Here is a 24,603-nt window from a genome sequence, read left to right as displayed (position 1 = left end):
CTAATTGTGTCCAGATATTCTCGAACTTACATGTTCTGCAAATTACTAAAATCTGCGCCATTCGCCAGAGGCTTTATCTTGATCAACGGGTGTTTAGACACCCGATAAAATATGCCATCAAGAGCAATACATCACGTGGATGCGATAGCCGTTTTCAGATGTTATGACTTAGAAGCGGTAGCGATATATTCGCCATTTTCAAACGTATCGCGCATACCAAGACTTGATTAACAAGGTTACTTTTTCCTCATGAACTCAAAATAAAAGCTCTCCACCGAATTGGAGAGCGTTTGATATTTCGTAGATAAGCATCAAAAAATTCCATAAGCCATGTTTTGTTCCTGAGTACTCAAACAGCTTGCGCCTCGTACGATCAGGTGGTAACCATCTATCTACAGAGCATACTCTGTCCCTCTATCCGTTCAATTCCTTCAAGAGAGTGCCCCTACCATAATTTGGGTTTCTCACTCGTGGGGTTTACCTCGTTCCACCTTGCATGTTTCCAAGCAAGCTTCGTCACTGTGGCACTTTCAGGAAGTGTCAACCATATCCTAGGACTTAGGTTTTCCTTCCGCCGTCAGCTTGAACAGCTGCCTTACCTTATTTTTTCAGTAAGCACGAACACTACGGACATCTCAGAACCGTGTGAGCATGGACTTTCCTCTACGACGTCTAGCGCCGCAGCGATTACCAGAATTTCATGATGATACGAAAGATTATACTAGAGTTTTATGTTAAATACAATATAATTAATAAAAAATTATTCGTATAGCTTGCTGCCAAATACATGCTTTTCCAAATTAGAAAGACGTTTTAAAATATCAAAATTAGTTGTACCAGCAGCTGCTGATGCAACTGGTTGTCTCTTTGGGGTACTATCAATTTCTTCTTTTAACTGTCTATTTTCTTCACGTAGTTGGGCCACCGCTTTTTCAAACGTTTCATAATCTTGAATAATTTCATCAAGAAAAGAATCTACTTCTTCTACATTGTAGCCTTTAAAGTTCTTTTTAAATTCCTTTTCAAGGATCATTTTTGACGTTAATTTAATGTCCATTCACATCGCCCTTCCTCACACTACATACACGAATACATTATAGCATACTTCATCACATTATATCGTCTGAAAACACCAATTGTAAGGCTAAACTTGTCGTTTCTTGCGCTTCCCCAGGAAATTATTTCTTATTTCCTAATCTGTGTAATCGCTTTTCCCACGAAATTTCCCATTTTTGTTTTTGTTCTATTCTCCATTGCTCATGATTTTGAATAAGACGTATGCCTTCTTGCGTATAATAAAGGGCCTGGTCATAGTCTTTCATTTGATGCTCATAAAGTATGGCTAACTGCTCAAGGGCATGTAACTTTGTCCTTGGTTCAACAAAATGGAGAGAGGCTACAAATGAGTCAATAGCTTCATTATAACGTTTTCCCTTTTTATGCTGTAACGCTAAATAATATTGAGCATTCCCCGCTTCTAGTGCATCAAATTGCATTGTCACCTTTTCTAAAACCCTTACGCTTTGTGTGCTTTCTTTTAAATCGCCATACCATTTCCCAATATTGGTGAAGGTTTTTGCTGATTCCTCATGGTCCTCTTCAAACAATAATTGCGTTGAATGACTATAAAGTGTGATGAGGGACAGTAAATCCCACTCATTATGAAGCAGCACCTTCATAAGAGCGTCAGGTATGCCACTTTTCACAGCATCTAAATAAATAATTGGTGCAAGATGGCCTGGAATATCTCCTATACGAGAAAAACCAAGTTTCTCTTCCTCCACAGATTTTAATTTTAAGCGCTCCATATCATTTTTCCATAAACGCTTCGAACTATGCAACAAATCAATCTGTCGCTGCGCTCGTAATTTTGGTAATGTTTTTTGATGGAGCGTCCATCTCGTTTCAAGTTGCGGCCAATCAAAGCTTTTCCCATTGTAGGTAATCACAGTCGCTGATTTTTGCCAAAGCTTTGATTCAAACAAGAAAGCTGCCTCATGTGCAGGATCTGCAAGAATATATTGAGTCAATTTAAAACATTCTTCGTCTACCTCTAAAAACCCAAGCAAAAAAATATGCGTACCAACACCTTTTAAGCCCGTCGTTTCCGTATCAAAAAATAATACAGGCTCCTGTAAATCAAGTGCATAAGGATGGTCAAACTCGGCACCCTGCCATTTTTTCAAGGCATCAAAGAATGACTGTAGCTGATAATGACCATGCTGATAAGAAAACGGATACTGCACATGGCGCTTAAACACAATCCCAAAATCATTTTCTACAACCGTAAGCCCCGCCTTTTCCCAGCGCTCGGTATAGCTCGGCTTAGTTGGCTTTTGATAAGCTGGTTCTTCTACCTTTTGTTGAGCTGCTGTTGGTTTTTTACCAAGCATTTTTTTCATTTGTAGTATTTTATTTTCGTAAGACATGCATTTCACTCATTTTCTGCTTATAGTATAAGACTCTCTTGCAAGATTACCATGATTGTTAGACTCATTCAAAGTCATTTCGTCTAGTTTTTCACACTGACGAGCAGAAGTTAACCTAAAACTATCACGACCTATAGCATACTATCCACAGAATTAAGATAAAAAAACTCAATGGAAAAAGTCCCACTGAGTTTCTATCTGTATCACATTCAATGAAATATATATGTTTCAATTTGCTGTAACCAATCTGATACGCTTTCATGCAGGTTATCTTCTGTATGGTATTCTACATTATTGAGGATAATAATGGTGTAATCAGTCTCTATATAACAGCATAACATCGTGGTATAACCTGGCCAACCACCACTATGGAATACCTTTTTCCCTGTTTTTGGTGATTGATCAATGAACCAACCAAAGCCACATGGTGTCTTTTGACCATCCTTTGTCACAATTGAGGACAGAGCCAATTCAAGAGATGATGCACAAAGCAAATCCCCCCTTTTTAGTGCTCTATCCAACGAAAGTAAGTCCATTATGGTTGAATGAATCATTCCATCCCCTTGGATTCCGTCTAAATAGTTCACAAACTCATAACCTGGAAGGTCGTCAGGCAAGGAGATTAATGCACTATTCTCATCACGGATATAGCCAAAAGCAAAATCCTCAACATCTTCAGGATAATACCTGCGATTCATGACCCTTGTTCGTTGCATTGCTGACGGTTTAAATATATGCTGTAACATGAACATGGCATAGGACATATCTGATACTTTTTCAATTATCATTGCCAGGCAAACATAACCTGTATTACTATATTGATACTTTTCACCTGAGTCAAAATAGAGCGGTGGTCTATGTTCCGTTAGTAAACGTAGTACATCTCTATTCGTCGCAATACAATGATGATCCCAGTGGCTTTCGAATAATTCCATATAATCTGGCAATCCAGATGTATGTGTTAATGCATGTCGTAAAGTAATGGTTTCGTATGGAAATGAGGGAATCCATTTCTTGATAGCGTCATCATAATTAAGTTTCCCTTGTTCCTCGAGAATCATAATGCCCATGGCTGTCATAGGCTTCGTTACTGAAGCTAACTCAAATAAGGAATTTTCGGAAAGCTTCTTGCCACTATGGTAATTTGATAAGCCAAAAGTACCTATATAAATAGGTTTACCTTCCTTCGCTACTAAAATATTGCCTGAGAAAAGCCCTTGTTCAAATTTTGACATAAATAGTTGATTAAGTTCCTCTGATAATTTCACACAATCGCTCCTTATCACCTTTACGTATTTTAGTTACTTAATGCTTCCATAGTTGCTTCTAAAATACGAATTCGACCATTCAATGTCCCTCCACCCATTACCAATGGATCTACGGCATTAATAAAAACTTGATTGCTTTCGACTGCCTTTAATCCTTTCCAAACTGGGCTTTGTTGAAGCTCCTCAAGTATACTTCCATCCATATCATTTTCATAAAGATCATACTGAATAAAAATATAATCTGGATTGGCTTGATAGAGGCCCTCCAAAGTAATAACGGTTTGCTGATTCACCTTGTTAATAGCTTCTGGCACAGGGAGATTCAATTCACCGTATAGTACATCATTGAGAAATACGTCTTTAGGGTAAATCATCATTTCGCCACCTCGAATACGTATGGCTACTATATCCTTGTCTTGGAATGAATCGAGATAATGGATAGCATTTTGCTTATCCTGATGGTATTTATCAATAAGTGTTTTTGCTTTTTCAGCCTTTCCAGTAATCTCAGCTAGCATTTCAAGATTCTCCTGCCAATCTGGTCCATAATGAGAAGTTGGAATTACTGGTGCGATTTTCTCTAACTGTTCTAAAACTTTTGGATCTTCCATATCTGTACTGATAATTAAATCTGGTGCAAGTTGCAAAACGTACTCCAAACTGTCCCCACTCGTTGTTAATAAAGGAATTGTATTCGCCGTAACGTCGCCAAAAAAACTGGGGAATGGCTCCTCATCACTACCAATTGCACTTGCTGCATAGGGTTCTATGCCCAAAATCACAGCATCCTCAATGGATTCAAAGGCATTTAAAAAGAGAATTTTCTCTGGTTTTACTGGAACGCTGTAATGATTATTTAAATAAGTAATTTTTGTTGTCTGTTCTTCACTTTCCTTTTTTTGCAAGACAGATGATGTTGATTCTTCTTTATCTTTTGTACATGCAGATAAAGTTAAAGTTAATACTATGATGCTTAAAATGACCATAGTTTTTTTCATCAAGAACGCCTCCTTTTACGCTAATCTCAATTGAGAATGAAAACTATTATCAATAATAAACAAGCGTTCTTTTGGCGTCCATGTAGAAAAGGCGGATTTTATAATGAACTATCTGCGGTTAACAATTGCATGACTTCTTTTACAATCAGTAAATGTGGCAACGGAGCATAGTCGCGCCATGGAAAATGAGTAAGTGTATAGACGGAATCATTTCGCACTGATTTCAATTCAAGCCACAGCTCATCTGATTGAAGCTCGTCCCATTTCATCATCGATTCTTCGTCTTCATAAACAAGTACCATGATGAAATCTGGATTCATTTCAGATAATTGCCCAATTGTAATAGGTTCTTGTGTGTCAGAGATCATCACATTTAGTCCTAGGTCCTCCAGCAAAACTTCTTGAATACTTCTATCCTGATACAGATAGCATTCATCCCCTCTCACTAACAAAAATAACATACTTCGCTCATGGCAAATGTACGCTAAGCTAGCAACCGCCTCTTGTACAGTTTGTTCGTATTCTATAAGCCATTTCCTTGCTTCGATCTCTGCATCTAGGATTTTTGCAACCTCTAGCAACTGTTCACGCCATGATAAACTGCTCCACGCAAGTCGATAAACATGGCCTCTCTTTTGTAATATCGTCAACTGCTCATCCGTCACATTATCTAAGCAAAATATATAATCATATTGCAGATTTTCTTGTAGAAGTAACGCGATATTTTCATTTAAAACGGCTGGCGTTCTGCCCACAGCTAGCTGAATAGGTACATGATTGCCAAAAGTCTTATAGTAATGAAATCGCCATGTTGGATGGAGCGGTGCTGCAATGGGGATATAATGTAGTGGTGCAAGCAAGCCAAAAAAAGAACTATCTAAAACAGCGATGTTTTTTCTACGACTTTTCATAAATAGAGAGGGAGACATACCCATTTGTTGTTTGAATCGACGACTGAAGTAAAACTCGTCTTTATACCCAACCTCACTTGCAATTTCTCGAAGGGTTTTACCTCCTTTTATTAAAAGCCATTTAGACGCTTCCATTCTTATATTCATTAAATACTGGATGGCACTAATACCAAACTGTTTTCGAAATAGTTCCATATAATATTTTGCACTTATATTCATCATTTGGGCTAAATCTTTCACTTGAATAGCTTCTTGAAAATGATACTCCATATGTTGTTTTGTTTTTTCTAACATATGTTGCAAGTCTCTATTAGAGGTTTTCCGATGCTGAGTGATGGTATGTAAAAGCAAGTAAAAATGTGCTTGGCTTAATAAAATGTCCTCTTTGATAGGACTCTCAACCAATGCCATTAGACTGTTACAAAGACGGATGATTTCTTCTGTTTGTTCAAGATTTATCTCTTCTCCTCTATCAGTCTTCGCCTCCATCTGTGGGAGAGCATTAAAGGTAATAAGGTAAACGGTAGTTAACTTCTCTAAATCCACCTTTAAGATAAGCTCGCTCTGAGCAGGGCAAAGGTAGACACTATCTTTAAGCAGCCTGTGTTGGTGATTTCCAAAAGCCAAATTAGCTTTCCCCTTTGTGGTAAACAGTAAGCAATGGCTCTCAAGTCTTTGTTGATAATGCCGTTTCGTCTTGCTTGATAAAATTTTAATATCAAGAAAATGAAAAAGAAAATGTGTCATTTGGTCGAATAGCAAATCGACTTCCTCCTTCCCACAAGCGTAGTAGGTAACCCTCGTTTTAACAAATAAGATGATACTATTTATAAAATATAAAAGGGCTTGAGGAACGAACTTGCTTATTCCCTAAGCCCTTTTTATTTAATTTAACATTCGAAGAAGATCTATCACTCTTTTCTTCCCTTGCTCTAAACTATCTTGCGCCCCAATACAAGACGGACAACCTGATTCACAAGGACAGCTCGATACATGTTGTAGCGTTTTGTTTAACAGTTCTTCCCATAGTGCAAATACTCTCTCACTTAAACCGATCCCACCTGGATACTTATCATAAACAAAGAACGTTGGTAACTCATTGTGTGATGCCTTTACTTGCGGCACAACTGCTACATCACTACTATCACACTGGATAAAAATCGGGATAAAAGCGTTCATCGCATAAGCAGCTCCTACCATAGCATCCGTTAATTCTGCCTCTGACCATTGAGACACCCTATTGAACGAAAGCCACGAAGCACTTGTATGCATTTCATCTGGCGGGAGGTGGATAGGCCCTGAACCGATATTGTCATGTGTGCCGAAGCGGATTTTCTTAAAGATCGTTGCTTGTGCGACTAAGCCAACATCGCCAAAGCTAATTGTACCGCCTCCATAGGGACGGCTACGATCCTCCTCTAGCACCTTCATTTCGACTGCTAGATTGGCATCTGTATAGTAATCCACATCTACTTCACGTACAAAGGCTTTTTTTTCTTCCCAATCGAGCTTCTCCACTTGAAATTGAATACCTTGGTGTAGGTAAATGGCTTCTTCATGTAAAAGGGTCATGGCACTATGACGATCCATTTCTCCAATCACCTTTGTCTGTGCAGGGACGGACAGATCAATTATGACCACATTTTCCTGTGACGCAGAACGCAGGCTAATATCATGCGCAGGGAAACGATCACTCATCCAATGCCATTTGTCACTCGTCTTAAAGACAACCCCTTCCTCCGCCAAGTAATCCAACAATTCCTGTATGTCATATTCTCCATACGAATCGCCTATTGAAAAGGGTAGCTCGAAGGCAGCACATTTCAAATGATCCATTAAAATCAACATATTTTCTGGATAGATACGCGCTTCCTCTGGCGTACTACCAAGCAAAAACAAAGGATGATTGACCACATACTGATCCAATGCAGAAGATTGTGCAACATATATAATCAATGCCTCATCCTGACGTCTTCCCGCACGTCCTGCTTGCTGCCAAGCACTCGCAATATTTCCCGGGTAACCTGTCATAATACAAGCTTGTAATTGACCGATATCAACACCTAGTTCTAATGCATTGGTGCTAACCACTGTTTGAATCGTACCCTCACGCAAGCCTTTTTCGATGACACGTCGCTCAGAGGGCAAGTATCCACCTCGATAGCCACGCACAGATTCATCGAGTAGCTTATCGCGAGTGAGCTCCTTTAAGTATGTGACAATCATCTCGACTCGTACTCGACTTTTGGCAAAAATGATGGATTGAATGCCAGCTATGTACAACCTTTTGGCTAAATCACTAACCTCTAACACGGCACTTCTACGCACCCCAAATGTTTTATGAATAATTGGTGGATTATAAAAAAGGAAGGTTTTTTTGCCAACAGGTGCGCCTGAATCAGCAATTAGTGCATGTGATTCATTCGTCAGAAGCTCAGCAAGTTCTTTCGGGTTTTTAATGGTAGCTGATGTACAAATAAACACCGGCTTACTACCATAAAACTCACAAATACGCTTTAGTCTTCGAATAACGTGGGCAACATGCGAACCAAATACCCCTTTATATGTATGCAATTCATCAATAACGATATACTGCAAATTTTCAAAGAGTGAGACCCATTTAGTATGATGTGGCAAAATTCCGGAATGCAGCATATCGGGGTTCGTCATAACGATATGCCCTGCCTTTCGAACTTTTTGGCGAATGCCTGGCGCCGTATCTCCATCATACGTATAACTTAAAATTTCCTCGCCACTTTGCTCAATGAGTTCATTTAAATCATTTTTTTGATCCTGTGCTAATGCCTTTGTTGGAAATAAATAAATGGCCCGCGCATTTTTATCTTCTATTATTTTTTGCAGCACTGGTAGATGATAGCAATAGGATTTACCCGAAGCAGTTGGCGTAACCGCTGTAAAAGATGTACCATGCTGCGCCAAATCAAAGGCTTCTCGCTGGTGTGTATATAGTTGCTCGATACCCCTTGCCTGTAGTGCTTTCACTAGGGATGAGTGTAAATTTCCTGGGAAAGGTGCATATTTGGCTGGTCGACTTTCTAGTGTTTGCCAATGTAAAATACGCTCTTTTAATTCTTCATCGTATCTCCATTCCTGTAAAAGCTCACTAATCGTTCGTTTCTTCGATAGCATTCGATTCCTCCTCCTTTAGTAATCGTTCAAAGGTTTTTAAAGTATAGGAGGTAGAATGGGTCGCATCTAAAAAACGTTTTTTACTAGTTTCTTTATAAAAAGATTGCACAACAAATTGCTCCATCGATTCTACCACTGAAGCAATTTGCTGCGTATGCATATATTTCGGTTTATTTTTTTGAATCCATGTATTGGCCTCTTGCTGCCATTCCTTCAATAGTTGATGAATTTCATCAGCGTGTGGTTTCACCTCTTGGAAAAAATCAGGTGTCCGATCTTCCTCACGCATTTGCCAGAATCGTAAAACACATTGTTCACATTCATCTATTAATTGGGATGTTTGCTGAATCACTAACAATTTTGCACCTCATCTCTCATCAATTACGCATAAGCAAATATATTTCGTAGTCACTGCATATACATGGTGAGTATATTTTGTCCAACAAAGCAACTATGGAAATATCACGCTCTTGATCTTTATTCACCGCTATTTCATGGTAAATAATGTATCAATTTTAATGCTATTGTGTTAGTTCAATTGCTTATGAGATAAGTGTACCAAAGTCTATCATTTTTCACTACTAATAGGCGAACAAGCATTCTTTACTTGCCAGTTCTTTTCTGCTAAGCTTACTTTCTGGCTAACCGCTTGAAGCTGCATAAAAAAGTGCAAACTATGTGCATTGTTTTCCAGGGACACTCTCGTGAAAAGTAATTGATTGACCAGATCTAACTGCGCAACTAATTGTTCTAACTTGTTCAATATAACGCCTCCTTTGCTTTACTTTAGTATTCCTCGTATGTATAGAATTACCTTCAAGCGTGACAAAATAAGCGTAAGTTAGCTGAAAGAAGAAGATTTTCGATAAATTTTTAAAAATGAACCTTCAACCTAAAAAAACGTCTTCTATGAAAGATCTGAAAGGGACATATTTTCAGCCAATTCATGACTAAAATTAATCAGTTATTTTGACGATTCGAGTAAAATAGAAGCTAGTGATTTTTCGACGTAATTTGTTTCTACTTCCCATCTGTTCTCTACGATTCTATTAGCAATAACATGACTGATGGAGGTAGAGAATAGCCGCTAAAACATGGTAAACTAGTGTATAGAAAAGCAGTATGATAAAGGGTGAGTTGAATGACAATTCGTTATCCAAACGGAAAATTGTATACGCCGAATGTGTCTGTACAGAAAACAGAGAAAAAAAGGAATAGCAAAGATTTGTCTTTTAGTAATCGTGGCAAGACTCTAGAAGATGAAATTAATGAAGCAAACGACTATTATATAAAAAGGCGACTTGCTATCATTCATAAGAAACCTGTTCCTGTGCAAATCGTCAAAGTAGAGTACCCTTCACGAAGTGCTGCTGTTATTCGTGAAGCATATTTTCGAACACCCTCTACAACCGACTACAATGGTGTTTGGAATGGGCATTATATAGATTTTGATGCAAAGGAAACGGCTTCCAAAACGAGCTTCCCCTTAAAAAATATTCATGAGCATCAAATGATCCATATGCAGCAAGTGACGGAACAAAATGGTATGGCTTTTATTATCGTTCGCTTTTCTGCCTTTGAACGATATTTTATTGTGCCCTACGAAGTTTTACAAAAGGCCTGGCAAGCAATGGAGAATGGCGATCGTAAATCGATACCCTTTTCAACGATTGAAGAAGAGGCATATGAAATTCCTACAAGTTATTATCCACGTATCGATTACTTACCCATTATCCAACAATGGATCGATGCAACATGCTTCAGGTCTGAAAGTGAGGAGAAATAAGAATGACTGAACGTCGTCGAACACGTGGAGAGCACCAAAAAGCTCTCGCTGAAAAAAATAAAAAAGGTAAGAAAAAAACAACATCATCTTCACCTGCTAAGACGTGGTTTAAACGTATTTTCTTAACACTCTTAGCAATCGGTGTGGCGGGCTTCATTGGAGGCGCTGGATTGTTTGCCTACTATGCAAGCACAGCTCCAGAGCTTGATGAAGAATTATTAAAGGACCCTGTTTCTTCAGAGTTCTACGATAAAAACGGTGAACTATTTGCTACAATCGGTGCTGAAAACCGTAAATATATAAAGTATGAAGATATACCTGAAGATATGGTCAATGCTATTCTCGCAACGGAAGATGTGCGCTTTTTTGAGCACCACGGCATGGACTTTTATCGTCTAGGCGGTGCTATTTTGGCAAACTTCCGTGATGGCTTTGGTGCACAAGGTGCGTCTACCCTGACACAGCAAGTTGTCAAAAACTCATTTTTACAAAACGAGAAAAAACTAAAGCGTAAGGCACAAGAAGCTTGGCTAGCCTTCCAACTAGAACGTAAGTATTCAAAAGAAGAGATTTTTGAAATGTACTTCAATAAAATGCTCATGTCGGGTCGTATTTACGGGTTCGGAACAGCAGCACAATATTTCTATGGTAAAGAATTAAAAGATTTAACATTAGATGAAGAAGCATTATTAGCAGGATTAGTCCAACGACCAAATGCTTATAATCCATTAAAAAACCCTGAGCTTGCGAAAAAACGTCGTAATACGGTTTTAGGCTTAATGCATCAACATGGAAAAATTACAAAAGCTGAGATGGAAGAAGCAAAACAAATGGAAGTCCAATCAGGTCTAGCGGATGATGCAACACGTCAATCATTTGCAGGTTCGAAATATGATGCCTTCCTCGATATTGTGATCAATGAATTAGAAAATAATGGTGATGGAACAGCGATGGCAGAAGGAATTAAAGTTTATACAACACTTGATCCGAATGCCCAACAAGTTGTAGAAAACGTAATGAACGACGACAGTAATTTCCCTACTGAAGAAATTCAGTCAGGTGTAGCTGTCATCGATACAAAGACTGGTGCCATTCAAGCCGTTGGTGGTGGTCGTCATTACGGTGCTGAGCGTGGTTTCAACTATGCAGATGACCTAACAAAAAATCAACCTGGTTCCACAATGAAACCATTAGTTGACTACGGTCCAGCAATTGAATATTTAAAATGGTCTACAGGTCAAACACTTGTCGATGAACCAATGAACTATACAAATTCAAAACAAACAATCACGAACTGGGATGGCAGATATATGGGGGCCATGACGGCACGTAAAGCGTTATATGCATCACGTAACGTACCAGCTGTCAAAGCATTACAAGAGGTTGGTACTGACAAAGCAAAAGAATTTGTAGGGCGTTTAGGAATTGAAACGGAAAATCTATATGAGTCAGATGCGATTGGTGGAGGTGCCATTACAATCTCCCCTATCCAAATGGCTGCTTCCTATGCTGCTTTCGGCAATAACGGGGTCTATACAGATCCACATGCCATTACAAAAATCGTCTACCGTGACGGTAAAACATCTAAAAATTACACACCTGAGCCTAAAGTGGCTATGAGCGATTACACAGCTTATATGGTGACAGATATGCTACGTGATGTCGTTGGCAATAAACCAGATGCATCTGGTACTGCTGCCAATGTACCTGGCTTAGATATCGCAGGTAAAACAGGTACAACCAACTACTCAGCAGAAGATTTTAGCAAATATAATCTACCAAATACAAGTGTACCAGACTCATGGTTTGCGGGTTACACAACAAACTACTCCATTGCTATCTGGAGTGGTTATGAAAAACACTTTGATCCAATTACAACGTGGGAAGAACGTCGATTACCACAAAATTTATTTAAATCAATTATGCAAGATATTTCATCAAATGTTGAAAATACAAGCTTTAAAAAGCCAAATACCGTTGTAGAAGCAACGATTGAAGTCGGCTCTAAACCACTTAAATTAGCAAGTGATTATACACCTAGCGAACTACGTCAAACAGAACTATTCGTTCGTGGTACTGAACCAACAGAGGTGTCGAGTGTGTACGAGGCTCCAGAATTATCTACACCTTACAATGTATCAGCAAGCCTAGATTTAGGAGCACAGTCTATTAATATCTCTTGGGAACATGATGCGATCCTAGATCCAAAAACAGATGAACCATTACCAACTTCATTTGAAGTAACTGCCAAACGTGATGGCGGAGAATCAATAACGCTTGGTACAACAGACAGCAAAGGCTTAACTGTTGGCAACACGCTTGAAGATGGTAATTACACAATCTCTGTCGTAGCCATTGTAGATGGCACACGCAGTGAACCTGGCACAACTACCTTCCAAATCACAAGTACGCCTGAGGAAGATTTAGAAACAGAAGACCCAGATGAGCCAGAAATCGATTTACCAACAGATCCTGGTCAAGAAGACAATGACAACGGGAATGACGACAATGGCAATAACAACAATAATAATGGTAATGGGCAAGGTAATAACGGTAACGGTAGCAACAGTGGTAACAATGATGGCAATCAACAGCCAACCCCTCCTACCGAACCAACCAACCCAATAGAAGAAGACCAAAGCTCAGAATAAACACAAAGCCGAGAAGCAGCAATTTGCTTCTCGGCTTTTTAAATTCGTTCTTAACACTTTGTTAGTGCTCTATCGATCAATTCTGGCGCTCTATCCATCACTTTGCTCATTCTATCCGCTACTTTTGGCATTTTATCCATCACTTCTTGCACTTTATCCGCTACTTGGCACTCTATCCATCACTCTGCTTGCTCTATCCACCAATTTTCTCATTCTATCCGCTACTTTTGACTTTCTATCCACCACTTCTTGCACTTTATCCGCATCTTGGTGCTCTATCGACTCCTAGCTTTTGCTAGCTTGAATTCGCAATCGAGCTGTGCGCTTTTTGGTTTCTTTGAATAATTCATCTAGCTGACGGTAGCATGCATATTGGCCTGGCTTGGCTTTAATAAAGGAAAGTCTTTCAACACCATTGATCGGTAGCACCTCATCGCCTGCTGCCTGTACAAGTTGTTCAAATAGCTCGATGGCTTGTTCCATTAGCCCTTTAGCTGTACCGTTTCTCGCATCGTGGGCTGTATGGATCGCTGCTTGCAAGGTTGACCATTGAGCAAACCATGCATCTACTTTATCTTTTGCGATAGCCTCATTGTTCACGCTTCCTTCACCAAGCCTTTCTTTAAGCGTTTTTGACCTTCACGACAATCAGCGAGTAAAGGGCAGGCATGACACCCAGGATTTTGTGCCTTGCAATGATAACGTCCAAAGAAAATTAACTGGTGATGTGTTTTCGACCATTTGTCCATAGGTGTTTTTTTCATAATCGTTTCTTCTACTTCAAGCACCGAATCTTTCCATCGACAGAGCCCTAGCCGTTTTGAAACTCGCTCCACATGCGTATCCACTGCAAGTGCTGGAATATCAAAGGCAACGGAAAGCACGACATTGGCTGTTTTTCGCCCTACGCCTGGTAATGTCACAAGTGCTTCACGTGTTGCAGGTATTTCACCACCATACTCAGTGAGCAATCGTTGACATAATGCCTGAATGTTCTTTGCCTTATTACGATAAAGACCGATAGAACGAATATCCTGCTGTAACTCCTCTAAGGATACCGCTAAATAATCTTCTGGCGTTTTATATTTTTGAAATAATGTTTTCGTTACTTTATTGACTAACACATCTGTACATTGTGCGGATAATAATGTAGCAATCGTCAGCTCAAAGGCATTGTCATGCACGAGCTCACAATGTGCATCTGGAAACATTCGATCCATCTCTTCTAGACAATGCTCCCACTGTTTTTTTGTTAACAAACCAGATGCCCCCCTATTCTCTTTCCTCTAACCAATTATAAAATGGTACTTTATTCGTTGGTTGCGTTGTTTCTTGTTGAGCTGTCCGCCCTGGTGCTCTGTTAAATGTCTGTTTCTCACGGAACTGCTCGCTTTGCTTTTGTGCGGCTTGTGGTGTCGTAATATTTTTCTTTTTCCACTCTAATAAAATGCGATCAATATAACGAATACTCAGTTTCCCAGCAAAGACAGCCTCCTTTAGTGCTTCCTTAATGAGTGCTGGACTATGCTTGTCCTCATCAAGCCAACATCCTATTTTTTCAAGCTCTAAAGGAGATAAAAGACGCCCCATTTCCTCTTCAAATAGACGGAATAGCTCGCCTTCTTCTTGTCGAAGTGTCACTGCCGTTTTTTGCTGCTCTTTCATATCCATCATCTGCACAATGCGCTCCCATAGTGGGTACACGGAATATTTTTCATATAGCTTGCCTCCCGCATCAACATCGCGTGAAATTTCAAGAAAACCTTTTTGCATTAAGCGTTGTAAACGTGATGTGATGTCATGGTCAGACATTGTGAGGCGATTTTTGAGATCATTAGGTGTTGGGAAATCATTCCCTTCCATATGAAAGGCTAATAAGTGCATGACAATGAGTGCCTCTTCATCTTCCATATTTAACTCCTTATAAAACTGAAAAAAAAGCTGAGGAATGGGAATCATTCTCTGCTCAGTCCATGTACGGAGTCGATGATTATTTACGTTCATGTTTCTCCAGACTCCTTCTTTAGTAAGTAGAAAAGCCGCGTAGATATTTCACTACGCGACTTTTAAATTGATTAGCTTATGGATATAAGCGGTTCAGTAAACGTGGGAATGGAATCGTTTCACGGATATGCTCTGTGCCAGAAATCCATGCTACAGTTCGCTCTAATCCAAGACCAAAGCCTGAATGTGGGACAGAACCATGTTTGCGAAGCTCTAAATACCATGCATAAGCATCTAATGATAGATTATGCTCTTCCAAACGTGATTTTAATAATTCATAGTCATGAATACGCTCAGAACCACCAATAATTTCACCGTAACCCTCTGGTGCGATTAAATCAGCACATAAGACAACATCATCACGCTCTGGATGTGGTTGCATATAGAATGGTTTAATGCCTACTGGGTAACAAGTAATAAATACTGGTTTGTCAAATGAATTCGCAATAGCTGTTTCATGTGGCGCACCAAAATCATCGCCCCATTCGATATCGTCGAAGCCTTGTTCATGTAAAAGCTTGATCGCATCATCATACGAAATACGAGGGAATGGCGCTTTGATGTTTTCAAGTGTCGATGTATCACGGCCAAGTCGCTCTAATTCTAATTTGCAGTTTGCCAGTACGGATTGTACGATGTGCGCTACATATTGCTCTTGTACTTCTAAGTTTTCTTCAAATTCTACAAATGCCATCTCAGGCTCAATCATCCAAAACTCGATTAGGTGACGACGTGTTTTAGATTTTTCAGCACGGAAAGTTGGACCGAATGAGAATACTTTTCCTAACGCCATTGCAGCCGCTTCCATGTAAAGCTGACCAGATTGAGATAGATAAGCATCTTCATCAAAATATTTTGTATGGAATAGCTCTGAAGTACCTTCAGGTGCAGATCCTGTTAAAATTGGTGGGTCCATTTTTGTAAAACCATTATTGTTGAAAAATTCATATGTGGCACGAATAATTTCGTTACGGATTTTCATTATGGCATGCTGTTTACGAGAGCGTAGCCATAAATGACGGTTATCCATTAAAAATTCAGGACCATGTTCTTTTGGTGTAATTGGGAAATCTGTTGCTGCATGTAGTACCTCAATACCTGTTACAGCAAGCTCACAGCCAAAGCTTGAGCGTTCGTCAGCTTTCACTTCGCCCGTAACGTACATAGACGTTTCTTGCGTCATTCCTTTTGCCGTAGCAAAAATTTCTTCGCCTACTTCTTCTTTCACGACAACGCCCTGTACAAAGCCAGAACCATCACGTAGCTGTAAGAACGCGATTTTTCCGCTTGAACGTTTGTTAGCTAACCAAACGCCAATTTTGACTGTTTCACCGATATGCTGTGGCATATCTTTAATCATAATTTTTTTCATAGAAATCCTCCAAAGTCGACTAGAGGGATTAGTCTTGCCATTTTGATTTTACAAATGCATCAATACGACGGACTGCCTCTTCTAATAATTCTAAAGATGTAGCATAGGATAATCGCATTGTAGTTGGTGCACCAAAGCCAGAGCCTGGGATCACTGCTACGTTTGCTTCTGTTAAAATATCCGCAGCGAATGTATCTACTGAATCATAGCCAGTGTGGGCCATAGCTTCTGCTACGTCTGGTAATAAGTAGAATGCACCCTGTGGTTTTAAGACATGGAAGCCAGGAATTGCACTTAACTGTGGATAAATTTTTTCAAGACGAGATTCAAATGCTTGACGCATTTCTTCTACTGCATCCTGAGGACCATTATACGCCTCCACAGTTGCATATTGTGCTGTTGTTGTCGCATTAGATGTTGAGTGTGATGCAAGGTCAGTCATTGCTTTAACTATGTCTGCGTCACCTGCAGCATACCCAATACGCCAGCCTGTCATAGAGTGAGATTTTGCCACACCATTTACAACGATTGTACGTGCTTTCACTGCATCAGAAAGTTGTGCAATTGAAAAATGCTCAATACCATTGTATACAAGCTTTTCATAAATTTCATCTGACACGATTAAAATATCTTTTTCTTCTGCAACAGCTGCAAGCTCTGCTAGCTCCTCACGAGAATAAATCATGCCTGATGGGTTGCTAGGTGAATTGATAATAACGGCTTTCGTTTTATCTGTCACAGCTGCTCTTAGTTGATCCGCTGTAATTTTATAGCTTTGTTCACGTGTACCTTCAACATATACAGGTACGCCACCAGCTAATTTCACTTGTTCTGGATAAGACACCCAATAAGGAATTGGAATGATAACCTCATCGCCCTCGTTTAAAATAACTTGGAATAGCGTATATAAAATATGCTTTGCCCCTACGCCGACAATGACTTCATTTGATTGATAGGCAAGATTATTATCGCGTTGAAGCTTATCAATAATAGCTTTTTTCAAAACTGGAAGTCCGCCAGCAGGTGTATATTTTGTTAATCCTTTTTCCATTGAATCAATGGCTGCATTTAAAATATTTTGAGGTGTGTTAAAGTCTGGTTCACCAGCCCCAAGACCAATAACATCAATACCTTGCTCTTTCAATGCTTTTGCTTTCGCAGTAATAGCTAATGTTGAAGATGGTGTTAAAGTTTTTACACGTGTTGCTAATAAATTTTTCATCCGGGATCTACTCCTCTTATAAATTCGTAATGCGCTTCCACCAGTCGCCATCCTTAAACATGATATAGACATAGTTGAGCTGATCATGGTTGTTTAGATAGGTAATCTCCCAAACAGCGCCAGGTTCCTCATAACCTAATTTCATGTGGAGGACTTTTTGTACATTTCCTTCATTTTTAAAAACCGATAATGCTTGCTTTTCCGTAATACCATCTTCTAATAACACTTCCTGAATGGAATCCTCATCTAGATTCGTTGGAACAAAGACAGCTTTTTTATCACCGTATTCGTCTACCCCGAACACAGTAACATACGAATGTTTGCCATTATATGTGTAGGACTCCGAGACAATTGCGAGGGCTTTGGCATCGAGTGCCAACTGTTCAGCCTTCTCTTCAATTGAACGGAACGGAGCCTCGGCTTTCCAGAGTACTAAAATGCTAATGACAAGTGACAATGAAACAATAAAGACAGAAATGAAAATTAACCAGTTTTTCATCTATTCACCTTATGTTTCCTATCGAGCTGTTTTGGCATAACACATAGCTGAAGCTTGTGTATGTCTATCACTGTATAACCATTCATTTTGCTTTCCATTTTGTCAACCTGCTTTCTTTCCTCATACCACAACATTATACAACAATTTTGTACTGTCGTGTTTCCTAATTTCATATATTGTACGTTGCTAGAATAACGTTTTCAAATGATTGGTATAGCAAATTTAATTCCATTGAAAAATTCCTATTCAACCAAGTAAATAGGAATGCGTAAATTTATGATAGTTCGCACAGAACATAGCTGGCACGGCCATTATCTTTCGCTTCGTACAAACAGCTATCTGCTCGCTCAAATAACTCTTTATACTGATAATTTTGCTGATTGTTGACACAAGCACCCATACTCACCTTTAACGGATAGCTTTGATGCTCTTGTTCTAGCTTTAAAGTGAGTAAATAAGCATGCGTGTTGTTGACAAGTGTTTTGATATAGTCCTTTTGTTGATGCTTGATACAAAGGATAAATTCATCTCCGCCATACCGAATAATTTTCACATCTTCCTTATGTAAAAAGTTCTTCAAGCCCTTGGCTAAAAGCTGTAAAGCCATATCCCCAAACAGATGACCATGCATATCATTAAACAATTTAAAATGATCAATATCTAGTACCGTAATACACACATATGATTGCGTCATTTCGGCTATGTTTAACCATTCATGTAGCTCATGATCCAAAAAATGACGATTTAACACGCCCGTTAATGGATCATAATGGGCTTTTTTCTCAAGCTTCTCCTTTTGACGCTTAAATTCCAAATTCATGACTTGCTGTAGTAAATTCGCAACACTCATTTTTTCTGTAAGATCAATATATTCACGCTGTACATCAAAAATTTCATCCCGCCAATTCAATTGATACAATACATCTAACAGTAAACGCATGACTTTTTTCGTTGTCGGTTTATCCCCGTAGGATTTAGCAAGCTCTACAGCCTTTTTATAATAGGGGACGGCTTCTTCAAGCTTTTGCTGCTTTTCATATAAAAAGCCATAGCCAAACAACGCAGCTACTTTTTCGCGTTTATGCTGATGAATAATGTCAGAGGATAACGTGCTGTCCAGCAAGGCCTTCCCCGTTTTAAAATCCCCTTCTAAAATATAAACATCTGCTAAATTATTATTAATACGAATATCATGTAATTTTGCAAGATCGGGCATTGTCTTAGATAAGGACTGATTATATGTTCTAGCTAAAAGCCCTGCTTGAAGTGCTTCCTTCGTACAGCCCTTCTCCACCTCTAAATAACATAAATTATTATGACACCGAACAAGCATGATGGCGTCCTGCAACTCTTGTGCATAGGCGATCGATTTCTTCGTCATCTCTACTGTTTTTTCACGTATGCCTACCAAGTCATAGATTAAAGACATGATTAAATGATAATGCATTAAATCTTTGCTAGAACCATATTTTTGACAAATCGCCTCATAATCATGCATAAGACTGACCATGCTTAAGGTGTCACCTAAAGAATGGTGAACTAGTATTTTTTGATAGTACAAATCCAATACATATGCATAATTTTCGCTCTCTAATGCGACTAAAAGACCTTGATCCGCTAGTTTTAATGCTTCCGTTAAAAACCCCTTCGTGCGCATTTCCATAATCGTTTTATTTAACTCTTCTAATGTTAATTTCACCGTTTCACCACTTCTCCAAGCCCTATACACTTTGTGCTTTCTCAATTATAAGGTATATTTATTCACTCCGTCCGCCCTTTTCATTAGATAACCAACTATTTCCTGCATTTCAAAATCTCTTACTAGGTCCAACCATCTTTTTCTTGCGCTACACCTTCAAAATGAATCATCGCTTTCCATTCATAGTTGTCGTTAAATTTTTATGCCTTCACACACTTTTCTCCATCATTGTCCCCGTTACCTATTGTTTTTACCCATATGATGAAATAATTAGCCATTTTAAGTATTGAAAAAGGACGTGATGTTGTGAGTATGCAAATTAACCCTTCTGATCCAGCAACTATTCCAAAATTTGTAGATGAACTTCCAAAACCAATGATAGCTAAACCCAAATATAGTAGAGGGCAACAAAAAAATGATTATTATGAATTAGTCATGATGGAAGGCGAGCACCGTTTTCATAAGCATTTCCCCAAAACATACATTTGGGGCTATAACGGGCTTTATCCAGGACCAACCATTGAAGCTACTAAAGACAAAACCATTTACGTGAAATATAAAAATCAGCTACCCTTACAGCACTTTTTACCCGTAGATTTTACACTTCATGCCGCCAACGATTCTCAAGAGGTAAGAACCGTCACTCACTTACATGGCGCCAATGTGGATTGGGAGAGTGATGGTCATCCAGAAGCATGGTACACAAGAGACTATCGGCATACTGGGCCAAAATTTAATAAGGAAATACATGAATATACAAATCATCAGCCTGGCACTACCATGTGGTATCATGACCATGCAATGGCCTTAACACGTTTAAATGTCTATGCAGGATTAGCAGGCTTTTATTTACTGAGAGACGCACTTGAGGAACGCGCTAATTTACCATGTGGAGACTACGAATATCCGGTTTTAATACAAGATAAATCCTTTAATGAGGATGGCTCGTTGTTTTATCCTGATGAACCACCATTCCCAGTCCCCGTTCACCCCTCCATTACACCTGGTTTTGTTGGTAATACAATCGTAGTGAACGGAAAATTATGGCCTTACTTAGATGTAGAGCCACGTAAATATAGATTTCGTTTTCTTAATGGTTCCAATCGGAGGGGCTATGTTATCAGCCTGTCAAATGGTCAGCCAATGTTTCAAATTGGTACAGATGGCGGTTTCTTATCCGCCCCCCAACTGATCCAATCTGTCGAGTTGTTGCCAGCAGAACGTACAGATGTGATTATCGATTTTTCAAACTGTGCGGGACAGGAAATCACCTTAATCAATGCGGATACAGATTTCAGTAATGAACACACAAATGTCATTATGCAGTTTAGAGTCACAGTACCTTTAAAATGTGAAGATACAAGTGATATTCCTGAAAGGCTAGCCGTTACGATGGATCTCCATACACACCATGCACATATTGAAAGACAACTGCCCTTGACAGCTACAACTGATGAATTTGGACGCCCCATGTTATTATTAAATGACCGTATGTACCATGACCCAGCAACAGAAAAACCATCTTTAGATAGTGTGGAAATATGGAATTTTATTAATGCTACACCTTTTCTTCACCCTATTCACTTACATCTCATTCAATTTAAAATTTTGGAGCGAAGACCCTTTAATCTGGAACTTTATCAAAATGAAGGCATTATAGAATTCACAGGGCCACCTGAGGAGCCACGTGACTATGAGCGAGGCTGGAAGGATACAGTGAAAGCTGATGCAGGTAAGGTAACGAAAATTATTATGCATTGGAAAGATCATATTGGTCATTATATGTGGCATTGTCACTTCCTTGAGCACGAGGACCATGATATGATGCGGCCAATCCTCGTCATGAAAGACGTCCATGCAGTCCAGCAGCCACATGCTGCCATCGAACATCCAGCACAACATCAAGAAGCGACTGCTACAACAAATCCTACTGAAACTACCAGTACTACACATCATAACGAGTCTCCAGCACCGCTATTAAACGCCATAGCACAGGAGGAAGAGAGTGCGGCTCCTACGAGTGAAAAGGAATCGCTGGCTGTCCATGTAGGCAATAATGCACAGTTTAGGCCACCACTTCTCTTCCCATTCTTGCCTACGCAGGCTCCTACTAACAGGCAGAGGCGTCATAGAGCGAGAAGATTTTAAGCTTTACAAAGAAAACTACCATTAAAAAGGTGGTTTTCTTTGTTATAACAAATCATTTAGTCTCAAATCGCCATACTCTGTTCGTTATGAACGCTAACAATAGTACACATACAGCTATCATGAGAACAGGTATATAAATCCTACCTTGAAAGACCTCGAACAACATACCATACCCTATTTGCCCAAGTGGAGCCATACATTGTGATACTGCCATCATAATTGCCATGACCTTCCCTAATTTATCATTTGGTGTTTGCTTTTGGACAAGGGTCATCACGTAAATGGAAATGATCGTCATCATCATCGCAATCACAACGGCACACCCAATAAAGATGCCGTATGAAGGATAATAGCCTACTAGTAACATTCGAGGCAACACAGCCATCGCCATAGGAATGACTAATAATGCCGACAGCAACACCCAAATGTAGAGGTTGTGAATACGAAGCTTTTGTGCAAAATAGCCCATCGTTAATGCTCCTAAAATGGTTGCCAAATCAATGATACCCATACCTATTCCATATAATGCATCACTACTTTCCATTGTGACGCGAAGGATAATCGGTACGCCCACAACAAAAAGCGGTGTCAATAATAAATTCAATAAAGCAGCTAGTAGCGTGCATTTTAAAATAAATGTTTGCTTCACGACATAGGTAAAGCCTTCTTTCATATCCTTCATTAATATTTGCACCAAATGCCCATCGTAGTCTCGCTTTATAAAGGGAATCGTCATAAACATTTCTACAATAGCTGTAAAGAAGAATAAAAAACCACTTACAATGACCAGCATTTTTAGGCCGAGCACACCATATAAAATTCCCCCTAGTACAGGTGCAGTCACACCTGCCAAAGCCTGCACTCCGTTGACAATGCCATTGGCTTGTTCTAGTTTCTGTTCACTAACCAATATAGGGATACTAGCCATTACGGCTGGTGTATACATTGCACTGACAAGTGATAACAGCACCATAACAAACCCTATCGATAACACGGAATGATTGTCTGTCAGTAACACGAAAAAGAAAATAAAGACAATAGCACTACTGATAAAATCAAATAGGACCATTAAATTACGTCGATTGAATCGATCTGCTATAGCACCACCAAATGGCGTAAGTAAAATAGGTAGGCATGAAATAGCAAAAAGCAAAGCGAAAAGATCTGCGCGTCCTGTCATATCTAACACAAAAAGTGACAAAGCAAATCTTAAAAGTGCAGAGCCCAAAATAGAAATAATTTGCCCAACTACCATTATAAAAAAATCTTTCGAATAGCCCTTTTCTGTTATTGTTATTTCCATTTAATGACCACCTCTTCAATTTATTAGACCGACTGTCGGTCATTATTTATGTAAAAAAAGTGTAGGCACAAGTGAAACTTTACACGCTTCATATCTTGCCCTACATAAATTAGACTGACTGTCGGTTTATAAATAGTATATGTAATCTCACCAAAAAAAGGAACTTTATTTGGCAATTTATCTTCTTAACCGTTTGCTTCAAGCCTTGAAATATTCTTTAATTTGTTTAATAAATGCTGTTGTTGCTTGGCTGACATAGCGATCTACTCGGTAAATGATAGACAAGCTACGGCTAGGTGCTCCATCTGAAATACGTATACTACACAAAGTAGGATCATTTATTTGTTGGATTAGATGGTATGGTTGCACTGTCGCACCAATATTGGCACGAACAAGATTCATAATCGACGTGACAGAGCTTGTTTCAAGAATAGAATGAAGCTGAAAACCATGTTTTTTTACAGCCTCCTCTACAATCTCTCTGCCAAAGAAGCCTTCTGGATACATCACCATAGGCAGGCCTTTCAATTCAGCAATGGTGATAGCGGTTTGATTCGCCAATGGGTGCTCCTGTGAAACGGTCAGTACATACTCCTCTCTACGTAAAGGAATGATTACCAAACGATCATCTGGCTCCACATTCGTCCCAATGCCAATATCCACTTCATTTTCAAGAACCTGCCGCATAATATCAATAGAAGCCAGTATCTTCAGTTTTACTTTCGGAAATTTTTGATGAAAGTCAATGACAAGCTGTGTAATCCGATAATCTAAATCAGATGGCATAATGCCAACACTTATTTGTCCTCTTTGCAGCTCCTGTAAATCATTGATAGCATCTTTAACATTTTGTAATGTTGTGAGCATTTCCGTAGCATAGCTAAATAATAGAGAGCCAGCCTCTGTTGCAACAATCTTTTTTCCAATCCGATCAAACAATGGCATACCTAACTCGTCCTCAAGCACGCGTATTTGCTGACTTAATGTTGGCTGAGAAATGCCAAGTTTCTCAGCAGCTTTTGTAAAATGTAACTCCTCACAGACTGCCATAAAATAGTGTAAATGACGTATTTCCACACCGATCACACCCAATCATAGTTTTTATCTATTATTGTAATAGTAATAATAGTATTGTTCAATCATCTTGGTTGGTATAGACTTCA

At 39.2% G+C, this 24,603-nt stretch carries 20 protein-coding genes and 1 other RNA gene; 3 read left to right on the top strand and 18 right to left on the bottom strand.

Features of this window, described 5'->3' with window-relative positions; genetic code table 11:
* Nucleotides 1-319 precede the first annotated feature (319 nt).
* The 9 genes from rnpB to NV349_RS07675 form a co-directional block, all read right to left on the bottom strand.
* Nucleotides 320-699, bottom strand: an RNA gene (gene rnpB, locus NV349_RS07715) — RNase P RNA component class B.
* A gap of 61 nt (nucleotides 700-760) precedes the next feature.
* Nucleotides 761-1,057, bottom strand: coding sequence for a cell division regulator GpsB (gene gpsB / locus NV349_RS07710; protein WP_036118417.1), 297 nt, complete (start codon nucleotides 1,055-1,057; stop codon nucleotides 761-763).
* A gap of 121 nt (nucleotides 1,058-1,178) precedes the next feature.
* On the bottom strand, nucleotides 1,179-2,429 hold the full coding sequence (locus NV349_RS07705; RefSeq protein WP_271912852.1) for a ribonuclease H-like domain-containing protein: 1,251 nt from the start codon (nucleotides 2,427-2,429) through the stop codon (nucleotides 1,179-1,181).
* A 209-nt stretch (nucleotides 2,430-2,638) separates the two neighbouring features.
* Complete coding sequence (locus NV349_RS07700; protein WP_271912851.1) at nucleotides 2,639-3,697, bottom strand: serine hydrolase domain-containing protein; 1,059 nt, start codon at nucleotides 3,695-3,697, stop codon at nucleotides 2,639-2,641.
* Nucleotides 3,698-3,726: 29 nt separating this feature from the next.
* Entirely contained in the window at nucleotides 3,727-4,695 is a 969-nt protein-coding gene (locus tag NV349_RS07695) for an ABC transporter substrate-binding protein (RefSeq protein WP_271912849.1), read from the bottom strand.
* A 98-nt stretch (nucleotides 4,696-4,793) separates the two neighbouring features.
* Nucleotides 4,794-6,233: a helix-turn-helix domain-containing protein gene (locus tag NV349_RS07690; RefSeq protein WP_271912847.1), complete on the bottom strand. Its 1,440-nt coding sequence runs from the start codon at nucleotides 6,231-6,233 to the stop codon at nucleotides 4,794-4,796.
* Nucleotides 6,234-6,491: 258 nt separating this feature from the next.
* On the bottom strand, nucleotides 6,492-8,756 hold the full coding sequence (locus NV349_RS07685; RefSeq protein WP_271912845.1) for a DEAD/DEAH box helicase: 2,265 nt from the start codon (nucleotides 8,754-8,756) through the stop codon (nucleotides 6,492-6,494).
* Nucleotides 8,731-9,108 carry a YppE family protein gene (locus tag NV349_RS07680; RefSeq protein ID WP_230593757.1) on the bottom strand — a complete coding sequence of 126 codons (378 nt, stop codon included), beginning with the start codon at nucleotides 9,106-9,108 and terminating at the stop codon, nucleotides 8,731-8,733. Before NV349_RS07680 ends, NV349_RS07685 begins: the two co-directional genes overlap by 26 nt.
* Nucleotides 9,109-9,324: 216 nt before the next feature.
* Nucleotides 9,325-9,519, bottom strand: a complete 195-nt coding sequence (locus NV349_RS07675; RefSeq protein WP_036118439.1) for a hypothetical protein — start codon at nucleotides 9,517-9,519, stop codon at nucleotides 9,325-9,327.
* Between the two features lie 378 nt (nucleotides 9,520-9,897).
* On the opposite strand from NV349_RS07675, the gene recU reads away from it, so the two are divergent.
* Both recU and NV349_RS07665 read left to right on the top strand, forming a co-directional pair.
* The gene (gene recU, locus NV349_RS07670; RefSeq protein ID WP_058845086.1) at nucleotides 9,898-10,542 is read left to right on the top strand and encodes a Holliday junction resolvase RecU; all 645 of its coding nucleotides are present in this window, start codon (nucleotides 9,898-9,900) and stop codon (nucleotides 10,540-10,542) included.
* 2 nt (nucleotides 10,543-10,544) lie between these two features.
* Nucleotides 10,545-13,193, top strand: a complete 2,649-nt coding sequence (locus tag NV349_RS07665; protein ID WP_089933188.1) for a penicillin-binding protein 1A — start codon at nucleotides 10,545-10,547, stop codon at nucleotides 13,191-13,193.
* A gap of 285 nt (nucleotides 13,194-13,478) precedes the next feature.
* Here the strand turns inward: NV349_RS07665 and NV349_RS07660 are convergent, their stop codons facing one another.
* From NV349_RS07660 to NV349_RS07630, 7 genes are all read right to left on the bottom strand, one after another.
* Nucleotides 13,479-13,793, bottom strand: coding sequence for a YpoC family protein (locus tag NV349_RS07660; RefSeq protein WP_036118455.1), 315 nt, complete (start codon nucleotides 13,791-13,793; stop codon nucleotides 13,479-13,481).
* Nucleotides 13,790-14,452: an endonuclease III gene (nth, locus tag NV349_RS07655; RefSeq protein ID WP_036118459.1), complete on the bottom strand. Its 663-nt coding sequence runs from the start codon at nucleotides 14,450-14,452 to the stop codon at nucleotides 13,790-13,792. The genes NV349_RS07660 and nth overlap by 4 nt, the downstream gene beginning before the upstream one ends.
* Before the next feature lie 13 nt (nucleotides 14,453-14,465).
* The gene (locus tag NV349_RS07650; RefSeq protein ID WP_058845084.1) at nucleotides 14,466-15,197 is read right to left on the bottom strand and encodes a DnaD domain-containing protein; all 732 of its coding nucleotides are present in this window, start codon (nucleotides 15,195-15,197) and stop codon (nucleotides 14,466-14,468) included.
* Nucleotides 15,198-15,273: 76 nt separating this feature from the next.
* A complete protein-coding gene (asnS, locus tag NV349_RS07645; RefSeq protein WP_249646049.1) occupies nucleotides 15,274-16,569 on the bottom strand; it encodes an asparagine--tRNA ligase in 1,296 nt (431 codons plus the stop codon).
* 28 nt (nucleotides 16,570-16,597) lie between these two features.
* Nucleotides 16,598-17,791 (bottom strand): pyridoxal phosphate-dependent aminotransferase, encoded by a 1,194-nt coding sequence (locus NV349_RS07640; RefSeq protein WP_036118468.1) that lies wholly within the window; start codon nucleotides 17,789-17,791, stop codon nucleotides 16,598-16,600.
* 16 nt (nucleotides 17,792-17,807) lie between these two features.
* Nucleotides 17,808-18,290: a cell wall elongation regulator TseB-like domain-containing protein gene (locus NV349_RS07635; RefSeq protein ID WP_036118471.1), complete on the bottom strand. Its 483-nt coding sequence runs from the start codon at nucleotides 18,288-18,290 to the stop codon at nucleotides 17,808-17,810.
* A 274-nt stretch (nucleotides 18,291-18,564) separates the two neighbouring features.
* Nucleotides 18,565-19,989: a tetratricopeptide repeat-containing diguanylate cyclase gene (locus NV349_RS07630; RefSeq protein ID WP_271912839.1), complete on the bottom strand. Its 1,425-nt coding sequence runs from the start codon at nucleotides 19,987-19,989 to the stop codon at nucleotides 18,565-18,567.
* Between the two features lie 312 nt (nucleotides 19,990-20,301).
* Here NV349_RS07630 and NV349_RS07625 point away from each other — a divergent pair, with 312 nt between their 5' ends.
* On the top strand, nucleotides 20,302-22,137 hold the full coding sequence (locus tag NV349_RS07625) for a multicopper oxidase family protein (protein ID WP_271913558.1): 1,836 nt from the start codon (nucleotides 20,302-20,304) through the stop codon (nucleotides 22,135-22,137).
* Between the two features lie 52 nt (nucleotides 22,138-22,189).
* Here NV349_RS07625 and NV349_RS07620 read toward each other — a convergent pair whose 3' ends face one another.
* Nucleotides 22,190-23,440, bottom strand: coding sequence for an MFS transporter (locus tag NV349_RS07620; RefSeq protein ID WP_101966311.1), 1,251 nt, complete (start codon nucleotides 23,438-23,440; stop codon nucleotides 22,190-22,192).
* 198 nt (nucleotides 23,441-23,638) lie between these two features.
* Entirely contained in the window at nucleotides 23,639-24,517 is an 879-nt protein-coding gene (locus NV349_RS07615; protein WP_271912838.1) for a LysR family transcriptional regulator, read from the bottom strand.
* Nucleotides 24,518-24,603 lie beyond the last annotated feature (86 nt).

The organism is Lysinibacillus sp. OF-1, from assembly GCF_028356935.1.
GTDB classification, from domain to species: Bacteria; Bacillota; Bacilli; order Bacillales_A; family Planococcaceae; genus Lysinibacillus; species Lysinibacillus fusiformis_D.
The sequence above is the reverse complement of the archived record's forward strand: the minus strand, read 5'-3'. Positions and strand labels throughout refer to the sequence as shown.